Source organism: Streptomyces sp. NPDC088197 (assembly GCF_044741185.1).
Classification (GTDB): Bacteria; Actinomycetota; Actinomycetes; order Streptomycetales; family Streptomycetaceae; genus Actinacidiphila.
In genome coordinates, this window is the sequence record NZ_JBIUSD010000021.1 from 56,580 (window position 1) to 83,374 (window position 26,795).

Consider the following 26,795-nt stretch of genomic DNA (forward strand, 5'->3'; position numbering starts at 1 on the left):
GGAATTGACCCCGTGCAGACCCCTAGGCATACCGACCAGTCGGTACTAGCCTCTGGCCACACCTTCGGGGCCGGCCGCACCGCACCCCCGAGGGGCCGCAGCAGTGCCGTCCCCGTGCCACTCCACCCGGTCTCCAAGCATCTCCAGGAGGAGCCGTATGTCCGCCACCCCGACGCCGCTCGACGCCGACAGACCCGGGCCCGACGCCCGGTCCGCAGGCGCCCGTACCGCGCTCAGTCGGCTCTACCGCCGTGACCTGGCCGAATATCCGGCCACCGGGCGTCGTATGGCGTATCTGGCGATCGTGGTGATCACCACGGTCGTGCTGTACTACATGCTCTACATCCAGTACGCGGTCGCCACGTCGATCATCACGCACTTCGACATGACCTACCGCTACTTCGTGTGGGTCTCGGTGATCGGCAACGCGGTGGGCGCCTTCGCCTCGCTGGTGGCCGGGCTCGCCGACCGCTGGGGGCGGGCGAATCTGGTGGTCTACGGGCTGCTCGTCGCGTCGCTGCTGGTCTTCCTCGGACTGCCGAACGCGGGCGGCAAGACCACGTATCTGGTGCTGTTCGCGCTGGTCAGCTTTATCGAGGGCATCGTGCTCGTGGCCACGCCCGCGCTGATCCGCGACTTCTCGCCGCAGGTCGGGCGGGCCACCGCGATGGGCGCCTGGACGATGGGGCCGGTGATCGGCAGCCTCGTCGTCACCACCGTCACCAGCAACACCCTGGACACGTCGAGCTGGCAGGACGAGCTGCGCTACTCCGGCGTCTCCGGCCTGGTGGTCTTCGTGATCGCGATCTTCGCGCTGCGCGAGCTGTCCCCCGGACTGCGCGACCAGATCATGGTGACGCTGCGGGACCGGGCGCTGGTCGAGGCACGTGCCAAGGGCATCGACCCGCAGGCCGCGAGGCGCGGCGAGTGGCGGCAGATGCTCCGGCTCGACGTGGCGGGCTCCGCGCTGGCGATCTCGCTCTTCCTGCTGCTGTACTTCGCGGCCGTCGGCAACTTCGTCGTCTACTTCGCGACCACCTACGGCTACACCGAGCAGCGGGCCAACGCGGTCGCGAACTGGTACTGGGCGGCGAACGCCATCGCCCTGGTGGTGATCGGCGTGATCTCCGACCGGCTCAAGGTGCGCAAGCCGTTCATGATCGTGGGCGCGGTCGGTTCCATCGTGGTGACCGCGATCTTCGCCTCCCGCGCCACCCACCCCACCACCGGCTACTACACCTTCGCGTGGCTGTTCATCGGGATCGGCGTCTTCAGCGGCATCGCCTACGGGCCGTGGATGGCGAGCTTCACCGAGACCGTCGAGAAGCACAATCCGGCGGCCACCGCGACGGGCCTGGCGGTGTGGGGCTGGACGATCAGGATCGTGGTGGCGGTCTCGGCCGCCTTCATCCCGGTGCTGGTCACCTCCGTCACCCCGCTGGTCGACCACGGCACCGAGGTCACCGTCGCGCAGCGGCAGGCGGCGCCCGCGCTCGCCGTCGTCAACGCCCATCCCCAACTCTTCGCGGAACTGGGCAAGTACCCGCCGGGCAAGGCGCCCGCGGCCCTCACCCAGCAGGCGGTCCAGGAGGTCGGCCCCGCCGACCTCGCCGTGGTCCAGAAGGCGCAGCCGCAGTTGGCGGTGCTCACTAAGTACGGCGCCAAGGTGCAGAAGGCCGCGCACGACGGCCCCGGCCAGTGGCGTACCTGGTGGTGGATCTGTGTCGGCGGCCAAGTCCTCTTCCTGCCGTTCGTGTTCGTGATGGCCGGTCGCTGGAGTCCCAAGCGGGCCAAGCAGGACGCCGATGAGCACCAGGCGGCGGTGGACCGCGAAATGGCGGCGCTCGCGGCGGAACCCGCCTGAGGCACACGGCACACCCGCGAAATCGCCCGCCGTGCTCAAGAAATGACACAGCGTCAGTCATGCGGGGGTAATGGCCCGGTCATGGGCCCGTCAGGTGCCTCGGCGCCCGGCGGGCCCATGAATGATGTGCGACGGCCATGGCGCGCCTGTGTGAATCGCCGGTCTCGGCGGCCCGTGAGGGCTACAGTCCCGATCATGAGCGAACGTCCGTTTGAGGCTCTGGGGTTGAGTGCCGACGCGGACCGGGCCTACCCGTTGCTGGTGGCCACGCGGGGAGTGGCCGATGCGGAACTGGCTCGGCAGATGGGGGTGTCGAGGGCGCGGGCGGAGGAAGCCTGCGGGGAGTTGGCCGGGCGCGGCCTGGCGAAGCTCGGGCGCGACGGGCGCTGGTATCCGGTGCCGCCGCAGAGCACGCTGCTGCCGCTGGTGTCCCGCGCCCAGGAGCAGTTGCGGCGCGGCCGGGAACTGCTCGACCGGCTGGGCGTGGAGTACCAGCGGGTGCACGAGGGCCACCGGGCGGAGGAGATCGTCCGGGTGGTCGAGGGCCAGGCCGCCATCGGCCGCTGGGCGGAACAGCTCCACGCCTCGGCCGTCTCGGAGTTGATGGCCTTCGTCCGTACCGACAAGGACACGGCGGACGACACCGTCCCCGACCCGCTGGCCTGCGGCTCGGCCGCCGTGCCGGGGATACGCCGCCGGGTGGTCTTCGAGCGGGCGGGCCTGGAGTCGATGGGCCTGGACCCGCTGGCCGCGCTCGACCCGCCGGGCACCCGGCAGCAGGCGTTCGTCCGGGTCACCGACCGGCTGCCGGTGAGGCTGTGCGTCGCCGACCACTCGCTGGCGCTGCTGCCGCTGCCCGCCGACGCGCGGCCACCGGACCCGGTGATGCTGGTGATCCGGCCGAGCGGACTGCTCGACGCGCTGGTCACGCTCTTCGAGTCGGTGTGGGCGGACGCGGTGCCGCTCGGCCGCCCCGACGCCGGACCCTCGCCGGCCCGCGCCGACGCGGGACCGGCCCGCAGCGCCGTCCAACTGCGCATCCTGGCCATGCTGGTGAGCGGCAGCACGGACGCGGCGATGGCCCGCGCCCTGGGTGTCGCGGTGCGGACCGTGCAGCGGCACATCGCGGCGATGCAGCGGGACGCCGGAGTCGACAACCGTATACGGCTGGTCTGGCACGCGGCCCGGCACGGCTGGCTGGACGACGGATACGGACGCGGTGAGGTTGTGCCGTCTGGTTGACGTGAACGCGACGTGCAGTTCCGGTGTGGGTGATGTCAGGTATCCGACAATCACTTCGGGTTCCAGTGGTGCGTGTGAGGCACAGGTATACGCCAGCGGTTCGATCGGACCGCAACCGGCCACGACCTCGTCATGGCACGGTCCCCTCCGGCATCACGGAGTCCCGCCTTGCGCATATTTCCCAGACGGAGCGGAGGTCGGCGCGCCGCTACCGCGGTAGCCGCCCTCGCGTCGGCCACCATCGCCCTGCTCGGCCTTCAACTGCCCGCCGCGGCAACGGCGTCCGCCGCACCCTCCTCCCGGCCCGACGTCGTACGGCAGTGCGGCGACGCCCAGCCGGGTCAATTCCGCTGCTTCGCGCTGCGCCGCACCGACGTGGCCGCGCACAAGGGCATCCAGCCGCTCGCCGCCACCCCGGCCGGCTTCGGTGCCACTGATCTCCAGGACGCGTACAACCTGCCCGCCGACGGCGGCGCGGGCCAGACCATCGCCATCGTCGACGCCTACGACGACCCCACCGCCGAGGCGGACCTGGCGATCTACCGGGCGCAGTACGGCCTGCCCGAGTGCACCACCGCCAACGGCTGCTTCAAGAAGGTCAGCCAGCGCGGCGGCACCGACTACCCGTCACCCGACCCCGACTGGGCGGGCGAGATCTCGCTCGACGTCGACATGGTCTCGGCAGCCGCCCCCAACGCCCACATCCTGCTGGTCGAGGCCGACTCGGCGAACTTCGCGGACCTGGGCGCCGCGGTGGACGAGGCGGTCGCGCTCGGCGCGAAGTACGTCTCCAACTCCTACGGGACCGGCTACAGCAGCACGCCCGGCAGCGGCGAGGACCCGTCCGAGACCACGGACATGGACCCGTACTACAACCACCCGGGTGTCGCGGTGGTCGCCTCCTCCGGCGACGACGGCTTCGGCGTCAGCTACCCGGCGGCCTCGCAGTACGTGACCTCCGTCGGCGGCACCGCGCTCGCCAAGGACACCGGCACCAGCCGCGGTTGGACCGAGTCCGTGTGGAACAACACCTACGGCGGCCCCGGTTCGGGATGCTCGCTCTACGAGCCCAAGCCGGCCTTCCAGACCAACGGCTTCTGTGACAAGCGGTCCGTCGCCGACGTCTCCGCGGTCGCCGACCCGGTCACCGGCGTCTCCGTCTACCAGGGCTACGGCGGCAACGGCTGGGCGGTCTACGGCGGCACCAGCGCCTCCTCCCCGCTGATCGCGGGCGTGTACGCGTCGGCCGGCACCCCGGCCGCGGGCACGTACCCGAACTCCTACCCGTACGCGCAGGCCGGCGCACTCAACGACGTCACCGCGGGCAACAACGGCACCTGCTCGCCCACCCAGCAGTGCACCGCGGGCCCCGGCTACGACGGCCCGACCGGCCTCGGCACCCCGAACGGCCTGGCGGCCTTCCGCAGCGGCCCGCACGGCGTGCTCACCGGCAAGGTCACCGACCACGCCACCGGGGCGGCCATCGCGGGCGCCAAGGTGACCGCGGGCGACTACAGCGCCACCTCCGACGCGACCGGCGGCTACAAGCTGGACGTCCCGCCGGGCAGTTACGACCTGACCGCCGCCGCCTACGGCTACGCGAGCAAGACCGCGTCCGCCGTCGAACTGGCCGACGGCGCCACCGTCACCACCTCCTTCGCCCTGGACGCGGTGGCCAAGCAGACCGTCGCGGGCAAGGTCACCGACGGCTCGGGCCACGGCTGGCCGCTGTACGCGAAGATCACCGTCGACGGTGTCCCCGGCGCGCCGGTCTACACCGACCCCGTCACCGGTGACTACTCGCTGACGCTCCCTCAGGGCAGCGCGTACACCCTGCACGTCAGCGCCAACTACCCCGGCTACAAGACGGTCGACAAGAGCCTCCAGATCGGCACCGCCGACCAGACGCTCAACGTCCCCGTGCCCGTCGACCCGTCGTCCGACCAGGCGCCCGGCTATGCGGTGCACCTGACCGGCAGCAGCGAGGCGTTCACCTCCACCACCGGACCCCCGGCGGGCTGGTCGGTGACCAACGCGGACAGCACCAACGGCGGTTGGGTCTTCAACGACCCGGGCGCTCGCGGCAACAGGACCGGCGGCAGCGGCGGTTTCGCCAACATCGACAGCGACAACATCGGCCAGGGTCTCAGCCAGGACAGCTCGCTGCTGTCCCCGTCCTACGACCTCACCGACGTCGCCGCCCCGGTGCTCGGCTTCGACACCGACTACAAGGCGTTCAGCAACTCCACCGCCGACGTGGACGTCTCGACCGACGCCGGCGCCACCTGGACCACCGTCTGGCACAAGACGACCACCTCGGTGGCCGGTCCCACGCACGTCGAACTCCCGCTGGCCGACTACGCGGGCAAGAGCGACGTACGGCTGCGCTTCCACTACAAGGGCAACTGGGCCTACTGGTGGCAGCTCGACAACGTTTTCGTCGGCAAGCGGACCTACGACCCGGTCAGCGGCGGCCTGATCGTCGGCAACGTGACCGACAGCAACACCAAGGCGGGCGTCAACGGCGCCACCGTCACCAGCACCGACGCGCCCGACGACCACACCACCACCAACGCCACGCCCGACGACCCGAACCTGGGCGACGGCTTCTTCTGGATGTTCTCGCACCTCACCGGCAAGCACCCGATCACGGCCACCGCGTCGAAGTACACCTCGGCGACCGCGACCGTGAACGTCCCCAGGGACGGCGTCGGTTCGCACAACCTCGCCCTCAAGGCGGGCCAGATCAAGGTCACCCCGGCGAGCATCAGCAAGACCGTCGCCTGGGGCAAGAGCGCGAGCCAGGTCGTGACGGTGAAGAACACCGGTAACGCCCCGGCCACGGTCACCCTCGGCGAGACGCCGGGCGGAGTCGTCCTCCAGAAGGCCGGCGGCGCCCCGCTCAACCTCGTCAAGGGCCACTACTCGCCGCTGTCGCTCACCACGCACGGCGCGAGCGCCAAGAAGGGCGCGCTGTCGCCCGGCGGCAAGGCCACCACCGACGCCGCCGCCAACGCGCAGGGCGCGGCGGGCGACGCCTGGCAGACCATCCCCGACCTGCCCGTACCCACCGGTGACAACGCGGTGGCCGTGCACAACGGGACCGTCTACTCGGCGTTCGGCTTCACCGGCGTGGCCGACACCAGCGACCTGTACGCCTACAGCGCGGACAGCGGCGCCTGGACCAAGCTCGCCTCCGCCGCCGACACCCGTGAGGCCCCGGTCCACGGTGTGATCGGCGACAAGTTCTACGCGGCCGGCGGCTGGGGCGCCAGCGGCAACCCGGACGCCAAGCTGGAAATCTACGACATCGCCTCCAACACCTGGAGCACCGGAGCCAATTCGCCCAAGCCGTACGCGGGCGCGGGCAGCGCGGTGCTCAACGGCAAGCTGTACTCGGTCGGCGGCTGCACCGCCACCGCGTGCGGCACCGCCGACGTCACCTCCTACGACCCGGCCACCAACACGTGGGCCAGCGCCGCCGCCTACCCGGAGCCCATCGCCTGGGAGTCCTGCGGCGCGGTCACCGGCAAGCTCTACTGCTCCGGTGGCACCACGGACGCGGGCAGCACCACTCACGCGTACGTCTACGACCCCGCCGCCGACTCCTGGTCGCCGATCGCGGACCAGCCGACCGACGCGTGGGGCGCCACGTACACCTCGGCCAACGGCGTGCTGCTGGTCAAGGGCGGTGCCATCAACGCGGGCGCCGCGCTGACCAACCAGACGTGGGCCTACCAGCCCACCGACAACACCTGGACGGCGCTGCCCAACGCCAACGCCTCGCTCTACCGCGGCAGCGGCGGCGCCGGCTTCTACTCGGTCGGCGGCCTGGCGGGCCAGACCCCGGCCAAGAACGCGGAAGTGCTCCCCGGCTACGACCAGCCCGACGTCACCGACGTCACCTGGCTGTCGGAGAGCGCCACGTCCGTCACCGTCGCACCCGGCGCCAGCACCACGCTGACCGTCACCCTGGACGCGTCCGTCCCCGAGATCACCCAGCCGGGGACGTACTCGGCCTCGATCGGCCTGGCCAGTGACACGCCGTACAGCATCGCCCCGATCCCCGTGTCGCTGACCGTCAAGCCGCCCGCCACCTGGGGCAAGATCACCGGCACCGTCAACGGCGGCGGATCGCCGCTGGCCGGGGCCACCGTCCAGATCAACACCTGGGCGACGCACTACACGCTGAAGACCGCCCCCGACGGCACGTACGCCCTGTGGCTGGACGTCCGCAACAACCCGCTCCAGCTCATCGTGGCCAAGGACGGCTGGCAGCCGACCGTGGCCACCGTGAAGATCACGAAGGGAGCGACCGTCACCAGCAACTTCACCTTGCTGAAGGACTGATCGGGACTCCTTCGCAGCAGCGCGCCCCCGTCGCCGGTTCCCACCGGCGGCGGGGGCGCCGCCGCGCGAGGGGCGTCAGTCGGTGAGGCCGGTGACGCGCAGCGTCAGATTGAGGCGTCCGCCGCTCAGCCCGACGGCCGGATCGCCGGTGTGCGGAAGGACTTTGGGCACCCCGTGGAAGGCGTAGCGGGACGGCCCGCCGAAGACGAAGAGGTCACCGGAGGCCAACTCCACGTCGGTGTACGGCTTTCCGCGCGTCTCGGTGTTGCCGAAGCGGAAGACGCAGGTGTCGCCGATGCTCAACGACACCACCGGGGCACCGGACTTCTCGTCCTTGTCCTGGTGCATGCCCATCGTGGCGCCCTCGCCGTAGAAGTTCACCAGCACCGTGTCCGGCGCGTACGCCGCCCCCGCGGCCCCGTCCTCGTACGCGTCCGCCACCGCGCGGCGGCCCAACTCGCCGAGCCGCTCGGGGAACGCGGCGACCCGGGCGCCGTTCACGTCGTGCGCGATCCGCGAGTACGCGTACGGGCTCCAGTGCCAGCCCAGACACATCGTGTGCACCGACATGACGCCGCCGCGCGGCAGCCGGGTGCGCCGCATCGGCACCGGGCCGCGCGCCCACGCGCGGCACGCCGCCACCAACTCGGCCTGTTCTTCGGGGGAGAGCCAGCCGGGCACGTGGACGGCGCCGGGCGCGGGCCGCGAGCGCGGCCGGGGGATGAGCGCGTTCACGCCGCGCTCCTGGCCCGCGCCTCGCGCAACAGGCGGGCGATGACGTCGAGTTCGGCCGCGACCAGGCGCTCGGCCGCGTCCGCGTCGCCGTCGAGCACCGCCGCGACCAGCGCTTCGTGACCGCCAGGACCCGCGGTCCCCAGGGCCAACATGGCCTCGCGCAAGGCGGGTGCGAACTCGGCGAACAGATCGGTGAGTACGGGATTGCCGGCCGCGGCCACCAGCGCCGCGTGCAGCGCGAGGTCGGCGTCCACGCGGGCCGCCGGATCGGCGGCGGCCTTCGGCCGGGCGGCGCGTGCGGTGGCCGTGAGCGCCGAGGTCAGCGCTGCGTCGAGCGCCGCCGCGTCCTCGTCGGTACGGCGCCGCGCCGCCAGCCGTACGGCCCGCGTCTCCAGCAGCGCGCGCACCTCGTGGACGTCCGTCGCCGCCGCCCTGCCGAGCTTGGCCGACCACTCCTCGACCGGTTCGGTGGCGATGACGAACACCCCGGCGCCCTGGCGGGTCCGCAGCTGCCCGGCACCGGCCAGGGCGCGTACCGCCTCGCGGACCGTGGACCGGCCGACACCGAGCGACGCGGCGAGCGCCGTCTCGCCCGGCAGCCTGGCGCCCACCGGCCAGCGCCCCTCGGCGATCTGGTCCCGCAGGCGCTGCGCGGCCTGCTCGACGAGCGGACTGGGGCGCAGTGATCCGACGGTCATCGGCGTCTCACCTCGCAGGTCTCAGGTTCTCTGAGGAGTCGTCCCAAGATCAGTTTACTCGGGGCCACCGGGACGGCGACCCGAGCGGGACGGCGGCCGAAAGCGGGGCTCGATGCGCGGGAGGGGCCTCAGGGCTTGTAGATCTTCCCCGGCTCCGGCTTCGCGGGGGCCATCAGCTCCGGCACGGTCACCAAGGTGTAGCCCTCGGCGCGCAGCGAGTCGATGATCCCGGGCACCGCGGGCACCGTCCCCTTGTAGAGGTCGTGCAGCAGGATGATCCCGTCCCGGTGCGCGTCCTTGAGGATGCGCTTGTGGATCAGCGCGGAGTCGGTGGTCGCGTAGTCGCTCGCCGTGTCGTTCCACAGCACCAGCGACAGGCCCAACTCCTTGGAGATCTTCGCGACTTCCTTGTTGGTACGGCCCTGCGGCGGGCGCATCAGCGTCGGCCGCTTGCCGGTCAGCTTCTCGACCGCCGTGTTGAGCCGGTCCAACTCGGTGCGGATCTCGGCCGGTTTGAGGTCGGTCAGCCTGCGGTGGGTCCAGGTGTGGTTGCCCAGCACATTCCCGTTCCGCCCCATCTGCGCGACCAGGTCCGGGTACTTGTCCACGTGGTTGTGGCCCAGCAGGAAGAAGGTGACCCGCACCTTCTTTTCGTCGAGGACCTTCAGCAGCGCGGGGGTGTGCTCACTGGGACCCGCGTCGAAGGTCAGCGCGATGCACTTGGCCTTGCGGCAGTCGACGGCCCCGGCGGGCAGCGCCGCGTCGGCCCCGGCCTTCTTCGCCGCCGCGTTCCGCGCGCTGCGCGGGGACTGCGTGTCATAGGTGGTGCACCCGCTCAGCGCCGTCGCCAGCGCCACCGCCGCCACCGCGGCTCCGGCGCACCGGCGTCGTATGGCTGAGGGCGTTCCTGGCATGGCGGGTCCTCCGGGTCTGTGCGTGGGCGCGCCGCGCGGTGGCTCGGAACGGCACCGCGCGGCTGCGTACGGCTGCTCGGCACGGGGCTCCGCCCGGCCCGCCGCGCGGGCTCGCCGGGCGACATCCGTGCGAAGTCTGTATGTCCGCTCTGTGTCTGCTGAGCGGACGGAGACTTCACCCTACACACCCGCTATGTACGGCATGTATAGCGGGGTGTTTCGGCCACGCCGCAGGTGGGACAGGGGTGCCCCGGTGCATGAATGTCCGTTGTGTCGACACTTCGGGCAGAACCGGTCGCCCTCGTGCCATATCGAAAAGGATCTTCGTGCAAAACAGCGCGCGACCGATCGGTTCCAGTGTGTACTGGGCACGGCCCGCCCCCGGGCGGCCCGCCGTCCCGCCGTTCCCTGATCCTCCGAGGCCGATTCGATGATCGAGATACCGGACCTGGCCGTCGCCGGCCTGGCCGCCGGGACCGTGTCCGCCTTAGTGCTCGGCGGCGGCCTGCTGCGCTCCTTACGGCACAGGACCCGGCAGCGCGCGGAGATCGCCGGGCTGCGGTCCCGGCTCGACGAGGCGCGGCAGGAGACCGAACGGGTCACCACGGCCGTCGCCGCCGAGATCGCCCACCTGGCCGCCGCGCGCATCCCCGCCGAGGCCACCCGCGCCGCCCACCCGCACGTCCGGGTGCCGGGACCGCTGCACCCCGGAACCCTCGGCGGCCGGGCCACCGCGGACGGCGAATCCCCGGACGGCCGACCGCCGCACCCCGACCCGCCGCACCCCGGACCCCCAGCCGCTGAACGCCCGGCCCCCGGACCCCCGCCCGCCGACATCGAAGCCGCCCTGGGGGACGTCCTCACCGCCGTCCTCGCCGCGACCGCCCGGGAGCGCGAGCGGGTCGACGCAGCCGCCCGCGCGGGCATGCGCGGCGCCACCCGCGACATCCAGGCCGGGCTCTACCGCCTCCAGGACGTCCTGCGCGGACTCCAACAGCGTTACGACGAGCCCGAGTTGGCCCAGACGCTGTTCGCCCTCGACCACGAGAACGAGCAGTCGCTGCGCCGCGCCCAGGTGACGGCCGTGGTGTGCGGGGCCTGGGTCGGCCTGGCCCGCGAGGAGTCGCACCTGGTCGAGGCGGTGACCGGCGGCCAGTCCCGGCTCGTCGGCTACCACCGCGTCCGGGTCAACAACCACCTCGAACCCGGTACGGCGCTGGTCTCGCACGCCGTCGAGCCCGTCGCCATCATCGTGGCCGAGCTCTTGGACAACGCGCTGCGGCACTCCGCGCCCGACACCGCCGTGGTGGTCAACCTCGAAGCCGTCCACCACGGTGTCTCCGTCACCGTGGACGACTCCGGCGTCGGCATGGCCGCCGACGAGCGGGCGTACGCGCAGAAGATGGTCGCGGGCACCGACCCGATCCTGCTCTCCGACCTCGGCGACCCGCCGCGCATGGGCCTGGCCGCGATCGGCCAGCTCACCCGGCGCTTCGACCTGTCCGTCGACCTCTCCTCGCCGTCGCCCTACGGCGGCGTCCGGGCCGTCCTGCTGGTCAGGAAGCACCTGCTCAGCCATATCGACCCGGTCGAGCAGCCGCCCGCCGCCAGCACGCCGCGCTCCACCCGCCCGGCCGTCGCGGACGACGGCGCGCCCGACCCGGCCCACGCCCGCGCCGGGTCCCCGGCGGACACCGAGCCCGCAGCCGTATCCGCCTCCGCGGCCGTACGCGAGACGGCGGCCGGGCACCAGCGGGCGGCCGAGACGGACGCCGGACCCGAACCGGACGCCGGACCCGGGGCCGACAGCGGTACGGGGGCCGACGACACCGCCGCGGAGGTGCTGCCGCAACGGCGACGCAAGGCCCGCGCCGCCCACGGGAGGGCGGCGGCGAACGGGACCGCCGCCGCGCCCGCGGCACCCGCCCGCACACCGGAGGAGGCCGCCGCGGCCCTCGGCGCCCTCCAGGCCGGAACCGCCGCGGCCAGAAACGCCGTCGACACCGAAGGGAACGACCCGCGATGACCAGCCGCGACACCGGCGACACCGCGTGGGTGCTGGATCCGATCCTGGAGATCCCGCATGTCACCGCCGCCGTCCTGCTCACCAGGGACGGTCTCGTCTCCGGGTACTCGGAGGCGCTGTCCCAGGCCACCGCCGAGCGCACCGCAGCGATCACCAGCACCGTCCAGGGCGCCTGCCGTACGGCCGCCGCCGCCTTCGCGGACCGGACCGACGCGCGAATCCGGCAGGTGGTGATCGAGTCCGACCACGGCTACATCCTGGTCGCGCCCACCGAACACGGCACGTGCGTGGCCGCGTTCGGCGGTCCCGAGGTCCGCCTCGACCTGCTCGCCCACCGGGTCCACTCGCAGGTGGCCAGGCTCGGTGAGAAGGCCATGACCGCCGCGCCCCGCGCGGGCGATGGCGGCACCGCGGAATGACCGGCCGCCGGACCGGCCGCCCGCTGGTCCCCGCCTATCTGTCCACCGGCGGGGTGGCGCGGCCGAGCCGGGACAGCCTGGAGCGGCTGTCCGTGCTGACCAGCACCGACGCCGACGGCGCGATTCCCGCCGAACTCCCCGCCGCCCAGCACGCGTTGCTGGAACTGCTGGACGGCGGATCCCTCACCGTGGTGGAGACGGCGGCCCTGCTGGGGCTGCCCGTCTCCGCCGTCCGGGTACTCGCCGCGGAGCTGACCGACCGGGGGCTGGTCAGCGTCCGTCCGCCCGTACCCGTAGCCGACCTACCGGAACCCGACCTGCTGAAGAGAGTGGCCGATGGCCTCCGCGCCCTCAAGCACTGACCCCCACCGAGGCGACGTACATCTGCCGGACAGCGCCCGCGAGTTGGTGAAGATCCTGGTGGCGGGTCCGTTCGGGGTGGGCAAGACCACGCTGATCGACTCGGTCTCCGAGATCCGCCCCCTGCACACCGAGGAACACCTCAGCGAGGCGTCCGCCGCCGTCGACGACCTCGACGGCGTCCGTGACAAGACCACCACCACCGTCGCCATCGACTTCGGCCGGATCAGCATGGCGGGCGGCGTCGTCCTGTACCTGTTCGGCACCCCGGGGCAGGAACGGTTCCGCTCGCTGTGGGCCGACATCGCGTACGGGGCGCTGGGCGCGCTGGTGCTGGTCGACACCCGCAGGATCAACGACTCCTTCGACGTCCTCGGCCTGGTGGAGGAGACCGGCCTGCCGTACGCCGTCGCGCTCAACACCTTCCCCGACGCACGGACGTACACCGAGGCCCAGTTGCGGCAGGCGCTCGACCTGGAGCCCGGCACGCCGATGGTGGCGTGCGACGCGCGCGACACCAACTCCTCCGTCGACGCGCTGCTCGCGCTGGTGCAGCACCTGATCGACCGCAAGGACGCCGACCCAACGCCCGGAGCCCTCTGATGAATCACCCTCCCGCAGCGCCCTCTCCCGCGCCCGCCGCGCCGTCATCCTCCCCACCGTCCTCCTCCGCGCCCGCCACCCCCGCCGACACCTTCGCCCGGTCGGCGCCGGTCCGGCTCTGGGAGGACGGCTTCGCCGCCGACCCGCACCGCTACTACGCGGCGCTCAAGGCGCAGGGCCCGCTCGGCTGGGCCGAACTCGCGCCGGGCGTACCGGCGTACGTCGTCACCGACCGGCGCGCCGCGCTCGACCTGCTGCGTGACGCGGAGACCTGGTCGCACGACCCGCGCCCGTGGGAGTCCACGGTCGCCGAGGACGCGCCGATCCTCGGCATGATGCGCTGGCGGCCCAACACCCTGTTCTCCGACGGCGACGCGCACGTCCGCTACCGCCGCGCCTTCGCCGACGCGGTCGACCTGGTGGAACCCGCCGATCTGCGCGAGCGGGTGCACCGCGCGGTGGACATCCTGATCGGCCGCTTCGGACCCGTCGGCCACGCCGACCTCGTCGCCGACTTCGCCCGCCCGCTGATGTCGCTGATCTTCAACAACCTCTTCGGGCTGCCGGACAGCGAGAGCGGCCGACTGGAGGTCGCGCTCGGCAAGATGATGGAGGGCGGCGTCCAAGCGGCCGAGGGCGAGGCCGAGTTCGGGGCGTACGTGCTCGGACTGATCGCCGCCAAGAGCGAGACCCGCGGCCCCGACCTGACAAGCTGGCTGCTGGACCACCCGGAGGACCTGACGGCCGAAGAGGTGACCTGGCAGGTCTTCCTCACCCTCGGCGCGGGCCACGAGCCGACCGCGAATCTGGTCTCCAACGCGCTGTCGCGCATCCTCGGCAACCCCGACTTCTACACCACGCTGACCAGCGGCTCCCGCCCGGTCATGGACGCCGTCGTCGAGGTCCTGCGGTACGAGACGCCGCTGTCCAACTACGGCATCCACTTCGCGCGCGAGCCGCTGAGCTTCCACGGCGTGTGGGTGCGGGCGGCCGTGCCCGTCGTCATCTCCTACGGCGCGCTGGGCCACTTCGCCGAGCAGGAGTCGGGCGGCGCCCACCACCCGGGCGACGCCTCCCACCTGTCCTGGTCGGCGGGCGAGCACTCCTGCCCGGTCAAGCAGCACACCCTGCTCATCGCCACCGAGGCCATCGAACGCCTCACCCAGTGGCTGCCCGACCTGGAACCCACCACCGACCGCGACCGCCTCACCTGGCGGCCGGGCCCGTTCCACCGCTCGCTGACGGCGCTGCCCGTCCGCTTCACCCCGCGCACCCCCGACCAGACCGGAGACCGCGCATGACCGCGCACGCCGCCCGTGTGGCCATCGACCCGTTCGGCACCGACATCCCCCTGGAGAGCGCCGAGTTACGGGCGCTGGGCCCGGTGGTGCCGGTCGAACTGCCGGGGGGCATCCCGGCCTGGGCGCCCACCGGCTACGACACGCTCAAGTCGCTGATCCTCGACCCGCGGGTCAGCCGCGACCCGCGGCAGCACTGGGCGCTGTGGTCCGAGGTCGGCGACCACCCCGCCTGGGGCTGGGTCCTCGGCTGGGTCGGCGTGGTCAACATGCTCTCCACGTACGGCTCCGACCACGCCCGGCTGCGCAAGCTCGTCGCGCCCAGCTTCACCGCCCGGCGCACCGAGGCGATGCGGGTCCGCGTCGAGACGATCACTCAGGAGCTGCTGAGCGCACCGGAGTTGGCGGCGGCCGACGGCCGGCCGGTCGACCTGCGCGCCGCGTACGCGCACCCGCTGCCGATGCGGATGATCTGCGAACTCTTCGGCGTCCCCGACCACTTGACGGAGGCGACGGGCACGCTGATCGCCGCCATCATGGACACCTCCGACCCGACCCCGGAGCACGGACGGTTCGTCCAGGAGCAGATCGGTGTCGTGCTGCCCGCGCTGATCGGCCACAGGACCGAGCACCCCGGCGACGACATGACCACCGAGCTGATCCGGATGCGCGCCGAGGACGGCGACCGGCTCAGCGACGAGGAGTTGCTCTACACCCTGCTGCTGGTGATCGGCGCCGGGTTCGAGACCACGGTCAACCTCATCGGCAACGCGGTGGTCGCGCTGCTCACACACCCCGGCCAACTCGCCGCCGTACGGGCGGGGGAGATCGGCTGGGACGCGGTCATCGACGAGGTGCTGCGCGTCCACCCCTCGATCGCGGCGCTGCCGCTGCGCTTCGCGGTCAGCGACATCACAGTGGACGGGGTCACCATCCCGGCGGGCGACGCCATCGTCACCACGTACGCCGCCGCCGGCCACGACCCGGCGCACTACGGGCCCACGGCCGCCGAGTTCGACGCGACGCGGGCCGCCGACGACCATCTCGCCTTCGGCATCGGTGTGCACCGCTGCATCGGCGCACCGCTGGCCCGGATGGAGGCGCGCACCGCCCTCCCGGCCCTCTTCGAGCGCTTCCCCGACCTCCGACTCGCCGTCCCGCAGGACGAGTTGAAGCAGGTGCCGTCCTTCATCGCCTACGGCTGGCAGCGAATCCCGGTCCATCTGCACGGCTGACGCCGCTGCCGCACGGCCGCGCGCGAAGGCCCCCAGCACGTAAGGGCAGCACGTCAAGGCCGCACGTGAAGAGGATCAGCGCGCGCCCTTGGCGGCGAGCGTGTCCAGCAGCCGGGTCAGCGAGCCGCCGAGCCCCCAGCGCTCCGCGAGCGACTCCAGCACCTCGGGGTCGGCGGCCTCGCCCGGCAGCGTCGGATCGAAGTCCGGCAGCGGTACGTCGGCGGCGACGGCCACGACCTTGGGCGCCACGTCGAGATAGGCGGCGGCCTCCACGATGTTGCGCCGCCTGGCCGGGGTCAGCTTGGACATCGGGTCGGTCGCGGCGGCCCGCACACCGGCCAGGTCCCCGTACTCGGTGACGAGTTGGGCCGCCGTCTTCTCGCCGATGCCCTTCACGCCGGGCAGCCCGTCGCTCGGGTCGCCGCGCAGCGCCGCGAAGTCCGCGTACTGCCCGGCCCGCACCCCGTACCGGTCCTGGATGGCCGCCTCGTCGATGACGTCGCAGTCGCCGACGCCCTTGCGGGGGTAGAGCACGCGCACGCCCCGCGCGTCGTCCACGAGCTGGAACAGGTCGCGGTCCCCGGTGACGATCGCCACCGGCGTGCGGGAGGCGGTGGCGAGGGTGCCGATGACGTCGTCCGCCTCGTAACCGGCGACGCCGACCCGGGTGACGCCGATCGCGTCGAGCACCGCCTCGATCACCGGCACCTGCGGGGACAGCGTGTCGGGCACCTCCTCGACGCCCTCGGTGTCCTCGACCACGCGGTGCGCTTTGTACGACGGGATCAGGTCCACCCGCCACTGCGGGCGCCAGTCCGCGTCCATGCAGGCGACCAGCGCGGTGGGGGAGTGGTCGGCGACCAGCCTGGCGATGAAGTCCAGCAGCCCGCGCACCGCGTTCACCGGTGTGCCGTCCGGTGCCTTCACCGATTCGGGCACCCCGAAATAGGCGCGGAAGTACAGGCTCGCGGTGTCGAGCAGGAGCAGTTTGCCGCCGGGCGTGTCGTCAGTCACGGCGCCAGCATCGCACGGGGGTCGGACAGTCCGTCGTACGGTGGGCGGGTGAATCAGGGCCGTTACGCCGTACGCCGGGTGGTCTCGCTGGTGCCGTCGCTGACCGAGGCGGTCGCCGCCACCGCGCCGGAACTGCTGGTCGGCGCGACCGACTGGTGCACCCATCCGGCGGACCTCGACGTGGTGCGGATCGGCGGCACCAAGAACCCCGACGTGCCCGCCGTCGTCGCCCTCGCCCCCGACCTCGTGGTCGCCAACGAGGAGGAGAACCGCGCCCCCGACCTGGCCGCGCTGCGGGCCGCGGGAGTGCGCGTCCTGGTCACCGACGTACGGACGCTGCCCCAGGCGTTCGGCGAGCTGCACCGGATGCTGGTCGACGGCTGCGGGGTGCCGCGCCCGCGGTGGCTGGACGAGGCGGAGGCGGCCTGGCGGGGGATTCCGGCGGCGCCCGCGGTCACGGCGACGGCGGTCGTGCCGATCTGGCGGCGGCCGTGGATGGTGCTCGGCCGCGACACCTTCGCCGGTGACCTGCTGGCCCGGCTCGGCGTGCGCAACGCCTACGCCGGACACGCCGAGCGCTACCCGGCGGTCCCGGTCGAGGAGCTGCGGGCCGTGGGCGCCGACCTCGTCGTCCTCCCCGACGAGCCGTACCGCTTCACCGCCGACGACGGCCCCGAGTCCTTCCCCGGCCTGCCCGCCGCCCTGGTCAGCGGTCGCCATCTCACCTGGTACGGGCCCTCGTTGGTGCGAGCGCCCGCCGTCGTGGGGGCCGCGCTGAGGGCGGCGCGCACGTACTGAGACCGGTCAAACCGGTCACCCCGTGGGCGCCGCCAGCAACCGGCCGCTCACCGTCCCCCGCAGCGTGCCCGCGCCCGCCGCCAGCCAGGCCACGACCAGCGCCGCGTACAGCCCGACCGCCAGCCAGCCCAGCGCGTGCAGACCGGTGTGCCGGGCCAGGCTCGCCGCGCCGGTCACGCAGGTGCCGACCGGGAAGGTGAAGGCCCACCAGGTCATCGCGAACGGCATCCCGCGCCGGGCCGCCCGTACCACCAGGGCCGCCGCCACCGCGAGCCACAGCAGCGCGAAGCCCATCACCGGGACGCCGTACAGCACCGCGAAGCCGCGCAGCGCCGTCGCGTACGGGGCGGGGACGGCGCCGGAGGCCACGTCGGCGCCCTGGCCGACCGCCGTCGTGGACTGCCCGAGCGGACCGAGCACCAGGAAGAGCGTCGGGGTCAGGGCGAGCGGCAGCGGCCCGCGGCGCACCAGGCGCGACCACACCAGCGGCAGCATCGTCAGCGTCGCCAGCAGGCTCAGCCCGAACATCGCGTAACAGCCCAGCAGCAGCGCCTCCCTGGCCTGTACGGCGTCGGCGGGCAGACGCGGGATCAGCGCGGGCCCGGTGGCCGCCGCGACCATCGGCGCCACCACCGGCAGCAGCCACACGGGCGACGCGTCGTCGAGGCCGATCCGGTGTCTGGCCACCATCAGATACGGCACGGCCGCCGCGACCACCAGCGACGACGCCGTCCCGACCGCCCACAGCGCCGCGCCGACCGTGACCGCCGTACGCTCCCCGAGCACGGGCGGCCCGAGCAGCAGCGTGCCCGCGCCGACGGCCAGCAGCGCCATCGGCAGACAGCCGTAGAACGGCGCCACGGCCGGGTCGCGCAGATGGCGCCGCGCCTGGTCGGTGTGCCAGGCCCAGTGCGCGCAGCGGGCCGCGAGGACCGCGACGAGCAGGACCGCGGACAGCGCCCACACCCCGGTGCACACGTCCCGCAGCCAGCGCTGCCCGCCCGGCAGCGCCACCCCGGCGTTCGCCACGATCGCCGTCCCCATGACGGTGGCGTACCAGTTGGGACCGACGTGCCGTACCGCGGGGACACGGGTACGGACCTGGGCGAACGGCTGCGCGGCGTGAACAGTGGCCATGCTCCGACCCTCCCCTCCCGCGGGCCGCCCCGGTAGAGCCCGCGAGGCTATGAGGGCATAACGTGGGCTTATGGCTCAGCCGTCCACCGCGCCGCCCCCACCAGGCACTCCGCTCGCCCGCCGGGTCCCCGACCTCGCCGCCATGGAGCTGCTGCTGGCCGTCGCGCGGCTCGGCAGCCTCGGGCGGGCCGCGCGGGAGCTGGGCATCAGCCAGCCCGCGGCCAGTGGGCGGCTGCGCGGCCTGGAGCGGCAGCTCGGCGTGGCGCTGGTCCGCCGCTCGCCCGGCGGCTCGCGCCTCACCGACGAGGGGGCGCTGGTCAGCGAGTGGGCGCGCAAGGTGCTGGAGGCCGCCGAGGCGTTCGACGCGGGCGCGCGGGCGCTGCGCGGCAGGCGCGACTCCCGGCTCCGGGTCGCGGCCAGCATGACCGTCGCCGAATACCTGCTGCCCGGCTGGCTGATCGCCCTGCACGGCAGCCACCCGGACACGGCCGTCTCGCTCGCCGCGGGCAACTCCGCGGCCGTCGCCCGGCAGGTGCTCGCGGGCACCGCCGACCTCGGCTTCGTCGAGGGCGTGGACGTCCCCGCGGGTCTGGACGCCGTCGTGATCGCGCACGACCTGCTGCTGGTCGTGGTCGCGCCCGCCCACCCCTGGGCCCGCCGCCGCAAGGCGCTGACCGCGGCCGAACTCGCCGCGACCCCGCTCGTCCTGCGCGAGGAGGGCTCCGGCACCCGGCAGGTGCTCGACGCGGGCCTGGCGGGACACGGCGGCCCGGCCGTACCGCTGCTCGAACTCGCCTCGACCACCGCCGTGAAGGCCGCCACCGTCAGCGGCGCGGGGCCCGCGGTGCTCAGCGAACTCGCCGTCGTGGAGGAGTTGGCCGCCCGCCGCCTCGTCCGCGTCCCCGTCGCCGGTCTCGACCTCGGCCGGTCGCTGCGCGCGGTGTGGACGGCGGGCCACCGCCCGGCGGGCCCGGCGCGCGACCTGCTGACGCTGACCCGAGGCAAGAGCGGCAAGAGCGGCAAGCGGTAAGAGCGGCGAGGGGTGAGAGGGACGGGCAGCACGGGGACGGGCGGCCGGGCGGCCGGAAATCGCGGTGACAGAACGGGTGTAACCGGGCTGTGACCGACGCCCTTACGGGATTCTCATGCAGGGGCCATAGGGTGACGGCCGTGACGACGACGACCCCGCCCGGCTGGTATCCAGAACCCGGGCACACAGGCAACGGCCCGGCCATGGAACGCTGGTGGGACGGGAGTACGTGGACGGAGTACACCAGGACCGCGCCCGTCCCGGCGGACGCGGTCCAGCAGCCCTACGCGGGCTACCCCGGCACGCCGGGCTATCCGGGCGACGTCGTGGCCGGCGGCCCCGGCGGCGGCGGTCGCCGTACCGGTGCGGTGGTCATCGCGATCGTGGCCGCGCTCGTCCTGATCGGTGGCGTGGTCGCCGGAATCCTGGTCCTGGGCAAGGACGACAAGAGCGACAAGAACGCCTCGCCGACGCCCAGCGCCTCGGCGCCGCACCGAGGCGAGTCCCGGACACCGCGGTCGCCGGGCGGCGGGTCGCTCGACCCCGACTCCCCGGACGGCTCGCAGGGTCCCGACGGCGGCAGCGACGGCAAGGCCGTGGACGGCTACGACGGCATCAGGCTCCCCGTGCTCAACGGCTGGACCGGCACCTCGGGCGCCAACGGCATCGGCGCCAGCGTGGTCACCGGCGGCTACCCGTGCCCCGGCGACGCCACCAAGGACTGCGTGCGCGGCGGCGTCTTCGCCCAGCCCGCCGAGGCGCTCAAGCTCACCGCGACCGGAGCGGAGGCCGCCGCCAAGGCGGACATCGCGCAGAACGCGGCCGACGCGTACAGCACCGACATCTACGGCGCCACGACCTCGCACCAGCAGATCGCGTCGCAGCCGGTCACGGTCGCCGGGCAGAAGGGGTACTTCGTCCGCTGGAAGATCGTCACGAAGTCCGGCACCAGCGGGTACGTGGAGTCCCTCGCCTTCCCCTCGCCCCGCGACCCGAAGAACATCGCGGTCGTCCGCTTCGGCTTCGACATCGGCTCCAAAGCCCCGAGCCTGGCCATCATGGACCAGATCACCCAGGGCATCAAGGCCGACAGCAGCGGCGGCACCGGCGGCACGGGCGGCACCGGCGTCTGACCCGCGGCCCGCGCGAGGCCGTACGCGACAGGGGGCGGCGCCCGGACCCCGGGTGCCGCCCCCTGTCGCCTTCAGTGGTTACAGGAACGTCTTGCCCTCACCGCGGTACGTCGGCACCGTCGCCGTCACCCGGTCGCCCTCGACCAGGTGCAACTCGGCGAAGCGCTCGCACAGTTCACCGGCCTTCGCGTGCCGGAACCAGACCTTGTCGCCGATCAGCAGGTCGTCCGCGGGCGACCCCAGCAGCGGGGTCTGCACCTCGCCGGGACCCTCCTGCGGGTCGTAGCGCAGCCCCTCCGGCAGATACGGCACCGGCAGCCGGTCGGGCCCGGCCGCGCCGGAGGCCGGGTAGCCGCCGCCGAGCACGGTCACCACGCCGACGCCGGGCCTGCGCACCACAGGCTGCGCGAAGAGCGCGGCCGGACGGCCCCGGAAGGACGTGTAGTTGTCGAACAGCCGCGGCACGTAGAGCCCGGAGCCCGCCGCGATCTCGGTCACCGCGTCCTCGGCCGCGGTGGTCTGCACGCTGCCGGTGCCGCCGCCGTTGACGAATTCCAGCTCCGGCGCGACCGCCCGCACCGCGCGGACCGCCTCCGCGCGCCGCGCCGCCAGCTCCTTGCGGGCCGCCGACTGCATCAGCCGTATGGCCCGCGACCGCAACGGACGGCCCGCGACCGCGTCGCCGACCCCCGCGACATGCCCCTCGTACGCCATGATCCCGGCCAGCCGGAAGCCGGGCCGCGCGGTGACGGTACGGGCCAGCGCCGCCATCCGCTCCGGGTCGTGCAGCGGCGAGCGCAGCGCTCCGATCCGCAGCCGCCCGCCCAACTTCCGCAGGCTGGTGTCCATTTCGAGACAGACCCGGACGGTCTCGTCGCCGCCGCCGCGGGCCGCGTCGATCAGGTCGAGGTGCGAGACGTCGTCCACCATCACCGTGACGGCGGCGGCCAGCTTGGGATCGGCGGCCAACTCCGCGAAGCCGTCCCGGTCCGCCGACGGATACGCCAGCAGGATGTCGGTGAAGCCCGCGCGCGCCAGCCACAGCGACTCGGCCAGGGTGAACGACATGATGCCCGCGAAGCCGTCGCGGGCCAGCGCCCGCTCCAGCAACGCCCTGCACCGCACCGACTTGGACGCCACCCGGATCGGTTTGCCGCCCGCGCGGCGCACCAGGTCGTCGGCGTTGGCGTCGAACGCCTCCAGGTCGACGATCGCCACGGGGGCGTCGAGATGGGCGGTGGCCCGGTCGTACCGGGTGCGGTCGGCAGCGCGTTCTGACATGTCATGAAGCTTGCCAGACAGGGGCTACCGGGCGGTAGGGGCGTACGGGGCACGTCCGCCGCCGTGTCACGCGGACGGATGCCGGACGGCCTGCTGGACCACGACGTCCGGTCGACCCCGTAGAGTGACGCGCAAGCCGTGAGGACATGTCACGAGGGGGCGCCGGTGAGCACTGGAGTGGACAACGGAGGAGGCTCCACGTCCCCGTCGTTCCCCCCGCTCCAACCTCGCCGGGAACAGAGCCCGCAGACTCCGCCGACGGTCCCCCCGCACCCCGAGGGACCTCCGCCGCCCGCGGCCGAACCGCCCCCGGCCGTCCCCCCGCCTCCGGCGCGGCCCCCCGCACCGCCCTACACCCCACCGCCCGCCGCCGCGCCGCGATTCACGGCGTACGGTCCCGGCGGATACGCGCCCGCCGGATACGACCATGGGCCCGCGCGGGCCGTCGCCCCCGCCGCCCGCGGGGCTTCGGCCCGGATCTGGGCGGCGCTCTGCCTGGTGCTCGGGCTCGGCCTGATCGGCGGGGCGGTCGCCGGGAGCGCGATCAACCACAAGCCGCGGGCGGAGCCGCCGTTGGTGGACGGGAGCGTCAAAGCGTTCGCCGCCGTACGGGAGGTGTGGCGCAGCACACCGGTCGACGCGCTGTTCCCGCGCACGGTGTCCGCGAAGGGCGCGGGTCCCGGCGGGGCCGACCGCGCGTGGACCAGGATCGGCGTCGCCGCGCCCGGCGGCTGCGCCGCCGCCTTCGACCCGCTGCTCCAGCAGGTACTCGCCCCGGTCGGCTGCGCGCGCCTGCTGCGCGCGACCTACGTGGACAGCACGTCGACCTCGGTCACCACGGTGGGCCTGTTGGTCACCACCGCCGAGTCGGCCACCATGCGCGGTTTCAGCGGACGCTGGGCCTCGCAGCACCTCGGCGACCGCGCGGACCTGATCCCGCGTCCGGTGGCCTTCCCCGGCACGGCCGCCGACTCCTTCGGCGTGAAGCAGCGCGGCAGCTGGGACGTGCAGGTCTCCGCCGACCTGCCCTTCGTCGTGTACGCGGTCACCGGCTTCGCCGACGGGCGCACCCTCACCCCGCAGTCCGCCGACAAGGCCACCAAGTCCGGCGCCACCAGCGTGGCCGCCCAGGCCGGCCTCGGCTACGACGCGACCGGCCTGGCCTCGGCCGTCGACGACCGCCTGCACAGCGCGGTGACCGCGTTGCTCAGGCCGTCCAGCGGTCCCGGCGGTCCGGGCGCCACCGGTACGGAGAAGTCCCGATGAGCCGCCCCTCCCGCCCCCCGGCCCGCCGCCTGCTCGGCGCCCTGACCTCGCTCGCCGCGGGCGCCGCGGCCCTCGCCCTGGCCGCCCAGCCCGCCGCCGCCGACGCCGTGCGCAACGCCGACTGGGCGCTGAGCGCCCTGCACGCCGAGAGCGCGTGGCGTACGAGCCAGGGCGCGGGCGTCACGGTCGCGGTGCTCGACACCGGGGTGGACGCGACGCACCCCGACCTGACCGGGCAGGTGCTGACGGGCAAGGACATGGTCGGCTTCGGCGCCGGGCGCGGCGACCGCTCCTGGGCCCGGCACGGCACGGGGATGGCCGCGATCATCGCGGGGCACGGCCACGGTCCCGGCCATGACTCGGGCGTCATGGGCATCGCGCCCAAGGCGAAGATCCTGCCGGTGCGGGTGATCCTGGAGGACAAGGACCCGCAGCGGTCCAAGGCGCGTACGAGCAAGGGCAACGCGCTGCCCGACGGCATCCGGTGGGCGGTCGACCACGGCGCGGACGTCATCAATCTCTCGCTCGGCGACGACAGCGCCACCGCCGCGCCCGTCGCCGCCGAGGACGAGGCGATCCGGTACGCGCTCGGCAAGGGCGTCGTGGTCGTCGCGTCCGCGGGCAACGGCGGCGAGGAGGCGGACCGTTCCTCCTACCCGGCCGCGTACCCCGGAGTGATCGCGGTCGCGGCCGTCGACAGGAACGGGCAGCACGCCGCCTTCTCCACCCGCCGCTGGTACGCGTCCGTCTCCGCGCCCGGCGTCGACGTCGTGATCGCCGACCCGGACCGCACCTATTACGAGGGCTGGGGCACCAGCGCCGCCTCCGCTTACGTCTCCGGCGCCGCCGCCCTCATCAGGTCCGCCGACCCGAGGCTGAGCCCGGCCCAGGTCAAGCGGGTGCTGGAGGACACGACGCGGGACCGGCCCAAGGACGGGCGCAGCGACGAGATGGGCACCGGTCTGATCGACCCGGCCGCCGCGCTGAAGGCCGCCGCGAAGCTGAGGCCCGCGCCCCCGGTACCGGCCGCCGTCGGCTATCCGCGGACGTACTTCAGCCCCGGCCCCGCGCCGCCGGTCCGCGCGCCCGAGCCCGCCCGCTTCCTCGGCGACGGTGTCGCGACCGTCTTCGCCGTGGCCGGAGCCGCCCTGGTCGTGGTCGCCGCGCTGCTGTGGTTCCGCCCCCGCCGCGCGGGACGGCCCGCCCACGGTCTGTCGGCGGACGGCGGATAGGGTTCCGGGGTGGCGCTGAAGAACATCCCCGACCCCGGTTTCTCCGACGACGACGGCTCGGCCGACGCGGCACTGGCCGACGCGTTGACCGGCTACGCGCGGGACCCCGGGACGGAGGCGGCCGTGGTCGCCGCGCTGCACGGGGCCCGGCTGCTGGTGCCGGTGGTCGCGGTGCTCGGCGAGGCCGAGACCGGCGAGGACGGGCTGCGCCGCGAGAAGAGCAGCGACATGGCGGTGCCGACGATCCAGGCGCCGGACGGGCGGCGGGCGCTGCCCGCCTTCACCTCCGTGGCGGCGCTGGCCCGCTGGCGGCCGGAGGCGCGGCCGGTCGCCGTACCGCTGTCGCAGGCCCTCCAGGCGCTCGCGCACGAGGGGGCCGACACGCTGCTGATCGACCTCGCGGGGCCGGTCACGTACGAACTGACCGGACCCGCCCTGCGCGCCGCCGCCCTCGGGCCCGGCCGCGCGGACCCGACCGCCGACCCCGCCGTACGGGAGGCGCTGCGGGCCGCGGTGGCCGCCGAGCCCGGTGTCGTACGGGCGCACCTGACGCCGGGGACCGACGGCGACGGCACGCTCGGCCTGGTGCTGGCGCCGGACGCCGACGTCCAGGAGACCGGGCGCAGGATCGCCGCCGCGCTGGCCGCCGACGAGGTGCTGCGGGCGGGCCTGGTGCGCGGCCTCGACCTGGCGCTGCTGCCGCCGGGCGCCGTACTGCCGGGCGAGCCGTTGTTCGCGCGCTGAGACCCATGAGCTGAGCCTCGGGCGCTGTGACCCGTGAGCTGAGACCCGCGCGCTGAACCTCGTGCGCTGGACCTCGTGCGTCGAGCCGAAAGCCTACGGGTGGGTGGCACCGCTCCAGAGCACCGTCCGGACCGGTTCATTTGCCCTAAATGACCCGAGATGTGGATTTCATCAGCAAGGCCGAGAATGGCGTGAGCAGGCTGTGCTCGTCACAAGGAGGTCCGATGGACAAGCGAACAGTGACCTGTGAATTCCTCGGCACGCTCCTGCTGGTCTTCTTCGCCGTGGGGGCCGCCGTGCTGTCCGGCGAGTACATCGGCACCCTCGGTATCGCGCTGGCCTTCGGCTTCGTCCTGCTCGCGCTGGCCTACACCTTCGGCCCCATATCCGGCTGCCACGTCAACCCGGCCGTCACGCTGGGCATGCTCGTCGCCCGGCGGATCACGGTGCGCACCGCCGTCGAGTACTGGATCGCGCAGTTCCTCGGCGCCATCGCGGGCGCCGCGCTGCTCCTGCTGGTCGCCAAGCAGGTGCCGGGTCTCAAGACGCACGGCGCCTTCGGCACCAACGGCTACGGCTACCGGTCCGCGGTCGGCATCAACACCGCGGGTGCCTTCATCGCCGAGGTGGTGCTGACCTTCCTGCTGGTCTTCGTGGTGCTCGCGGTGACCCACCGGGTCGCGGTGGTCGGCTTCGACGGCCTGCCCATCGGTATGGCGCTCGCCGTCATCCACCTGGTCGGCATCCCGCTGACCGGCACGTCGGTGAACCCGGCGCGGAGCCTGGGCCCCGCGCTCTTCGCGGGCAGCCCGGCGCTCTCGCAGCTCTGGCTGTTCATCGTGGCCCCGCTGATCGGCGGCGCGCTCGCCGCCCTGGTCCACCAGGTCACCCACCCGGCGCTGGTCGCCGCCAAGGCCGCGCGGGCCGCCGCCGTCGACGAGGCGCTGGCCGACAAGGGGGACGGCGCGACCGAGGCGTCATGAGGTCCCGCGGGCCGCGCCGCCCGGCACCGGCCGCGCCGGTCCCGGACCCCTGCGGTGGCAGAGGTCAGACGTAGACGGGCCCGGTGTACTTCTCGCCGGGCCCCTGGCCCGGCTCGTCCGGCACCAGCGACGCCTCGCGGAAGGCGAGCTGGAGCGACTTGAGCCCGTCGCGCAGCGGCGCCGCGTGGAAGGAGCTGATCTCGGTGGCGCTCGCCGTCACCAGACCGGCCAGCGCCTGGATGAGCTTGCGGGCCTCGTCCAGGTCCTTGTGCTGCGGGCCCTCCTCGGCCAGCCCCAGATTCACCGCGGCGGCGCTCATCAGGTGCACCGCGACCGTGGTGATCACCTCGACGGCGGGCACATCCGCGATGTCGCGGGTGAGGCTGTCGAAGTCCGGGGTCTGTTGTTCGTCGCTCATGCCGCACACGATATG

Annotated in this window: 23 protein-coding genes; 16 read left to right on the top strand and 7 right to left on the bottom strand. The window is 73.5% G+C overall.

From position 1 onward, the window contains the following. Window positions 1-157 precede the first annotated feature (157 nt). From ACIOC1_RS32540 to ACIOC1_RS32550, 3 genes are all read left to right on the top strand, one after another. Window positions 158-1,864: a nitrate/nitrite transporter gene (locus ACIOC1_RS32540; protein WP_401721201.1), complete on the top strand. Its 1,707-nt coding sequence runs from the start codon at window positions 158-160 to the stop codon at window positions 1,862-1,864. A 195-nt stretch (window positions 1,865-2,059) separates the two neighbouring features. Next, window positions 2,060-3,106 (top strand): LuxR C-terminal-related transcriptional regulator, encoded by a 1,047-nt coding sequence (locus ACIOC1_RS32545; RefSeq protein WP_391161009.1) that lies wholly within the window; start codon window positions 2,060-2,062, stop codon window positions 3,104-3,106. A 168-nt stretch (window positions 3,107-3,274) separates the two neighbouring features. Further along, window positions 3,275-7,456, top strand: coding sequence for a carboxypeptidase regulatory-like domain-containing protein (locus ACIOC1_RS32550; RefSeq protein WP_401857751.1), 4,182 nt, complete (start codon window positions 3,275-3,277; stop codon window positions 7,454-7,456). Window positions 7,457-7,531: 75 nt separating this feature from the next. On the opposite strand, the gene ACIOC1_RS32555 is transcribed toward ACIOC1_RS32550, so the two are convergent. From ACIOC1_RS32555 to ACIOC1_RS32565, 3 genes are all read right to left on the bottom strand, one after another. After that, window positions 7,532-8,191: an alpha-ketoglutarate-dependent dioxygenase AlkB family protein gene (locus ACIOC1_RS32555; protein WP_401306814.1), complete on the bottom strand. Its 660-nt coding sequence runs from the start codon at window positions 8,189-8,191 to the stop codon at window positions 7,532-7,534. Then, window positions 8,188-8,889 carry a FadR/GntR family transcriptional regulator gene (locus ACIOC1_RS32560; RefSeq protein ID WP_401857754.1) on the bottom strand — a complete coding sequence of 234 codons (702 nt, stop codon included), beginning with the start codon at window positions 8,887-8,889 and terminating at the stop codon, window positions 8,188-8,190. The genes ACIOC1_RS32555 and ACIOC1_RS32560 overlap by 4 nt, the downstream gene beginning before the upstream one ends. A 128-nt stretch (window positions 8,890-9,017) precedes the next feature. After that, window positions 9,018-9,803, bottom strand: a complete 786-nt coding sequence (locus ACIOC1_RS32565) for a polysaccharide deacetylase family protein (RefSeq protein WP_355332910.1) — start codon at window positions 9,801-9,803, stop codon at window positions 9,018-9,020. Window positions 9,804-10,233: 430 nt separating this feature from the next. On the opposite strand from ACIOC1_RS32565, the gene ACIOC1_RS32570 reads away from it, so the two are divergent. Genes ACIOC1_RS32570 through ACIOC1_RS32595 form a run of 6 tightly spaced genes read left to right on the top strand, consistent with a single transcriptional unit; the run spans window position 10,234 to window position 15,744 of the window. Next, window positions 10,234-11,829 (top strand): ATP-binding protein, encoded by a 1,596-nt coding sequence (locus ACIOC1_RS32570; RefSeq protein WP_401857757.1) that lies wholly within the window; start codon window positions 10,234-10,236, stop codon window positions 11,827-11,829. Next, window positions 11,826-12,248 carry a roadblock/LC7 domain-containing protein gene (locus tag ACIOC1_RS32575; RefSeq protein WP_355332904.1) on the top strand — a complete coding sequence of 141 codons (423 nt, stop codon included), beginning with the start codon at window positions 11,826-11,828 and terminating at the stop codon, window positions 12,246-12,248. The genes ACIOC1_RS32570 and ACIOC1_RS32575 overlap by 4 nt, the downstream gene beginning before the upstream one ends. After that, window positions 12,245-12,610 carry a DUF742 domain-containing protein gene (locus ACIOC1_RS32580; protein WP_355332902.1) on the top strand — a complete coding sequence of 122 codons (366 nt, stop codon included), beginning with the start codon at window positions 12,245-12,247 and terminating at the stop codon, window positions 12,608-12,610. Before ACIOC1_RS32575 ends, ACIOC1_RS32580 begins: the two co-directional genes overlap by 4 nt. Continuing rightward, on the top strand, window positions 12,585-13,211 hold the full coding sequence (locus ACIOC1_RS32585; protein WP_355332899.1) for an ATP/GTP-binding protein: 627 nt from the start codon (window positions 12,585-12,587) through the stop codon (window positions 13,209-13,211). Before ACIOC1_RS32580 ends, ACIOC1_RS32585 begins: the two co-directional genes overlap by 26 nt. Beyond that, window positions 13,211-14,512 carry a cytochrome P450 gene (locus ACIOC1_RS32590; RefSeq protein WP_401857761.1) on the top strand — a complete coding sequence of 434 codons (1,302 nt, stop codon included), beginning with the start codon at window positions 13,211-13,213 and terminating at the stop codon, window positions 14,510-14,512. The genes ACIOC1_RS32585 and ACIOC1_RS32590 overlap by 1 nt, the downstream gene beginning before the upstream one ends. After that, entirely contained in the window at window positions 14,509-15,744 is a 1,236-nt protein-coding gene (locus tag ACIOC1_RS32595) for a cytochrome P450 (protein WP_401857764.1), read from the top strand. The genes ACIOC1_RS32590 and ACIOC1_RS32595 overlap by 4 nt, the downstream gene beginning before the upstream one ends. 75 nt (window positions 15,745-15,819) lie before the next feature. Here the strand turns inward: ACIOC1_RS32595 and ACIOC1_RS32600 are convergent, their stop codons facing one another. Next, complete coding sequence (locus tag ACIOC1_RS32600) at window positions 15,820-16,758, bottom strand: 5'-3' exonuclease (protein WP_355332893.1); 939 nt, start codon at window positions 16,756-16,758, stop codon at window positions 15,820-15,822. A gap of 48 nt (window positions 16,759-16,806) precedes the next feature. Here ACIOC1_RS32600 and ACIOC1_RS32605 point away from each other — a divergent pair, with 48 nt between their 5' ends. Then, the gene (locus ACIOC1_RS32605) at window positions 16,807-17,556 is read left to right on the top strand and encodes a helical backbone metal receptor (protein WP_401306835.1); all 750 of its coding nucleotides are present in this window, start codon (window positions 16,807-16,809) and stop codon (window positions 17,554-17,556) included. A gap of 15 nt (window positions 17,557-17,571) precedes the next feature. Here ACIOC1_RS32605 and ACIOC1_RS32610 read toward each other — a convergent pair whose 3' ends face one another. Next, complete coding sequence (locus tag ACIOC1_RS32610) at window positions 17,572-18,693, bottom strand: TDT family transporter (protein WP_401857768.1); 1,122 nt, start codon at window positions 18,691-18,693, stop codon at window positions 17,572-17,574. Window positions 18,694-18,763: 70 nt separating this feature from the next. Here ACIOC1_RS32610 and ACIOC1_RS32615 point away from each other — a divergent pair, with 70 nt between their 5' ends. Both ACIOC1_RS32615 and ACIOC1_RS32620 read left to right on the top strand, forming a co-directional pair. Further along, on the top strand, window positions 18,764-19,723 hold the full coding sequence (locus tag ACIOC1_RS32615) for a LysR substrate-binding domain-containing protein (protein WP_391046321.1): 960 nt from the start codon (window positions 18,764-18,766) through the stop codon (window positions 19,721-19,723). 140 nt (window positions 19,724-19,863) lie between these two features. Continuing rightward, complete coding sequence (locus ACIOC1_RS32620; RefSeq protein WP_401857771.1) at window positions 19,864-20,856, top strand: DUF2510 domain-containing protein; 993 nt, start codon at window positions 19,864-19,866, stop codon at window positions 20,854-20,856. Window positions 20,857-20,934: 78 nt separating this feature from the next. Here the strand turns inward: ACIOC1_RS32620 and ACIOC1_RS32625 are convergent, their stop codons facing one another. After that, window positions 20,935-22,137 (bottom strand): amino acid deaminase/aldolase, encoded by a 1,203-nt coding sequence (locus ACIOC1_RS32625; RefSeq protein ID WP_355332882.1) that lies wholly within the window; start codon window positions 22,135-22,137, stop codon window positions 20,935-20,937. Window positions 22,138-22,302: 165 nt separating this feature from the next. On the opposite strand from ACIOC1_RS32625, the gene ACIOC1_RS32630 reads away from it, so the two are divergent. From ACIOC1_RS32630 to ACIOC1_RS32645, 4 genes are all read left to right on the top strand, one after another. Beyond that, entirely contained in the window at window positions 22,303-23,403 is a 1,101-nt protein-coding gene (locus tag ACIOC1_RS32630) for a hypothetical protein (RefSeq protein ID WP_401857774.1), read from the top strand. Continuing rightward, window positions 23,400-24,635 carry a type VII secretion-associated serine protease mycosin gene (gene mycP, locus ACIOC1_RS32635; RefSeq protein WP_355332876.1) on the top strand — a complete coding sequence of 412 codons (1,236 nt, stop codon included), beginning with the start codon at window positions 23,400-23,402 and terminating at the stop codon, window positions 24,633-24,635. Before ACIOC1_RS32630 ends, mycP begins: the two co-directional genes overlap by 4 nt. Before the next feature lie 9 nt (window positions 24,636-24,644). Then, complete coding sequence (locus ACIOC1_RS32640) at window positions 24,645-25,379, top strand: SseB family protein (RefSeq protein WP_401857778.1); 735 nt, start codon at window positions 24,645-24,647, stop codon at window positions 25,377-25,379. A gap of 224 nt (window positions 25,380-25,603) precedes the next feature. Next, the gene (locus ACIOC1_RS32645) at window positions 25,604-26,362 is read left to right on the top strand and encodes an MIP family channel protein (RefSeq protein ID WP_355332870.1); all 759 of its coding nucleotides are present in this window, start codon (window positions 25,604-25,606) and stop codon (window positions 26,360-26,362) included. Window positions 26,363-26,426: 64 nt separating this feature from the next. On the opposite strand, the gene ACIOC1_RS32650 is transcribed toward ACIOC1_RS32645, so the two are convergent. Then, window positions 26,427-26,780: a DUF1844 domain-containing protein gene (locus tag ACIOC1_RS32650; RefSeq protein ID WP_188281368.1), complete on the bottom strand. Its 354-nt coding sequence runs from the start codon at window positions 26,778-26,780 to the stop codon at window positions 26,427-26,429. Between the last annotated feature and the right edge of the window lie 15 nt (window positions 26,781-26,795).